Raw genomic sequence first — 2360 nt, forward strand, 5'->3', positions numbered from 1 at the left:
GCCGTAGAAGGAATGAAAGACGAAGTTGAAAACGAATTAATTCTCCCTTCAATCCGAGAATCCGAACAGTACAAAAAAGCCATTAACAAACGCCAAACTCTCAGCGAATTAGGACATCCCGACTTAGAATATCCCTTTGAAATACTGCTCGCCAAAATCGAGTCTCTTTTACAACAAAAAGTACAATGAGTGACAGCATCCTCGACCAAATTCGCTCTAACCGCAAGCGAACAGTTGTTCCAAGCCGAGAAGATACTTTAATCGCCCCCAAACAGGAGAGCGAACAAATTACCCAACAGTCAACTCCGGCGAACCAACCTTCAAAAGAAACCACGGGTGACAATTCAACCTTAGAGGAATTAAAAGCCGAACTCGCGAAAATTCCGCCAACTCGCCGCCATTCTGCTGTTGTTTTAGATGCAGAAATAGATGCTAACTTGACAAGGTTTTGCAAAGAAAAAGGAGTGACTGTAGAAGTATTTTTAGAAGCTGCATGGCTGCAAGCAGTAGCTTCATCCGAGCTGATGGAAAAAATCTTAGTAGAAGCTAAGTGCCGCTACGATTCAAGAAAACTTGCTGGAAAGCTGAGGCGGCTGATTACCATGCTATCCGGGCGCTGATAGGGAGTAAATCTTAATCGCTGATTCTCTGGACTACTTAGGACTTTTAGGGAGTAACTGCTTCGCGTGACGAGCTCCATCGGTTGTGTTACCATCAAAACTAATCAAACATTAAAAGAACGAATTTTTGATGGTGAGTGTTGCCCCTATTCCTGGGATAGTTGCATAAGTAGGTAGGCGGGATTAAACCGAATAATGTAACAGTATGTAAATAGGCTTAAGTCAGCCAGTAGAGAGCATTTGGACACTTTACATCGTTTACATAGTTGCGTTTTTAAGCGCCGACTTACTTAAGTCCTAAATAAATTGCCACAGCAATTTCCAGGTTTATGGAGTACGGTTGCAAGGGTTTGTCAACCATTTTGGTAAGTGCCTTTGGTAAGTGCTTGGGATTAAGGTGTACTCTATTTGCCTGGAATCTGCTGTCTAAGTTTCATCCAAACCTCACGGGATGCGTGAAACTCAGAAGACACAAAGCGTGCTGAGAGGGAACCGACTCGGAGGATTTTAATCCCCGTTGTATTTTCAGGATATAGCAGTCCTAGATGTCTGTCTTATCCACTTTGTATCAATCTTATGTAGTAGACCTCTTGCAAAAAAAATATGTGTTATCCTTAAGAGTTTGCTCAAGTTTAGGTAAAACTTTGAATTATTGGGTTGATTGGCATCTCCTTAAACTTGCCCCTCCTGCTAGATTATAAAATTGCCTAAACTTTCCATAATAGCACAAAATTATTTTGCAATAGGTCTAGTTCTCTCAAGCCCTAAAATTCCAAATGCTGCACGGCCCGCCGCTTAGTTTCCTCCCCACGCCTGTCATATTTGGCCGTAGTTACCGGAGAAGCATGACCCGCCAACTTTTGCACCGTCACAATATCCACCCCAGCATCGAGGAGGTCCGAGCAAAACGTGCGCCGGAAATCGTGGGGACTAAAAGACTCCACCCCAGCGAGTTTAGCCCGCCGCTGCACAATCTTCAACACACCATCCTCCGTCATCCGCCGCCGCTGAATTTCTCCCCCTTTCCGAATCGGGTACAACAGAGGCCCAGTCGCCTCTCCCCTCAACTCCAGCCACTGGGACACTAAAACGCAAGCAGACTCCGGGAGATAAACCGTCCTGTCTTTCTTGCCCTTACCCTCCCGGACGAACAGCGCTCCCGTAGATAGGTTGAAATCTCGCTTCAAGAGATTGACCGCTTCAGAGCGACGGATGCCACCCCCTCGCAAGATAGCAATCAGCGCCGAGTCCCTAACATCAATAGGAGTCTTACCAGAGCAGCTTTGCATCAATGCAGCAATCTCACAGAGCGTTAGCGCGCGCCCCCTAACTTTTCCCGATTGCTTGATACTCCTGACATCCACCGCTTTACTGTAATCTATTGGGTCGATTAAATCCAACCGCAGAGCTTCCTTCAACACCCGTCGCAGGGCGCACAGCATTTGGTTCACCGTCGCCGGGGCGTACTTTTTCTCAAGGACCGAGCGCAGAGCCGCCGTATGTTTGTAGCGCAATGCCGCCCAATTCAAAGTCATTGCGTCGCACTCCCCACCTGTCAGCATTCGGGCCATGATATTGAGCCCTTCTCTCATGGTTGCCTTTGACCGCTCGCTCCCCAAACTGTCGAGGTACACTGCTGCCGGGTGCTGAGTCAGGGGTACCGGACAGGGCAGATTCAATGTTTCCGGCTGTTGCTCTCCAATTCGGTTGAGCATTTACTCTTTCAAAGTGACATTATAG

At 47.1% G+C, this 2360-nt stretch carries 2 protein-coding genes and 1 pseudogene; 2 read left to right on the plus strand and 1 reads right to left on the minus strand.

Translation table 11 applies throughout. The annotated features are described in order from the left end of the window. Together QUB10_RS34025 and QUB10_RS34030 are read left to right on the plus strand one after the other, a co-directional pair. Positions 1–189 (plus strand): annotated as a pseudogene (locus QUB10_RS34025) (hypothetical protein); the annotation flags it as partial. Next, the gene (locus QUB10_RS34030; RefSeq protein ID WP_333207528.1) at positions 186–620 is read left to right on the plus strand and encodes a hypothetical protein; all 435 of its coding nucleotides are present in this window, start codon (positions 186–188) and stop codon (positions 618–620) included. The pseudogene QUB10_RS34025 and the gene QUB10_RS34030, both read left to right, overlap by 4 nt. A 764-nt stretch (positions 621–1384) precedes the next feature. Here QUB10_RS34030 and QUB10_RS34035 read toward each other — a convergent pair. Beyond that, entirely contained in the window at positions 1385–2335 is a 951-nt protein-coding gene (locus QUB10_RS34035; RefSeq protein ID WP_333207530.1) for a tyrosine-type recombinase/integrase, read from the minus strand. Between the last annotated feature and the right edge of the window lie 25 nt (positions 2336–2360).

The organism is Microcoleus sp. B5-D4, from assembly GCF_036705145.1.
Lineage (GTDB): Bacteria > Cyanobacteriota > Cyanobacteriia > Cyanobacteriales > Microcoleaceae > Microcoleus.

Coding starts and splice junctions, on each gene's coding strand:
- QUB10_RS34030 (WP_333207528.1), top strand. CDS start 186: ATGAGTGACAGCATCCTCGACCAAATTCGCTCTAACCGCAAGCGAACA.
- QUB10_RS34035 (WP_333207530.1), bottom strand. CDS start 2,335: ATGCTCAACCGAATTGGAGAGCAACAGCCGGAAACATTGAATCTGCCC.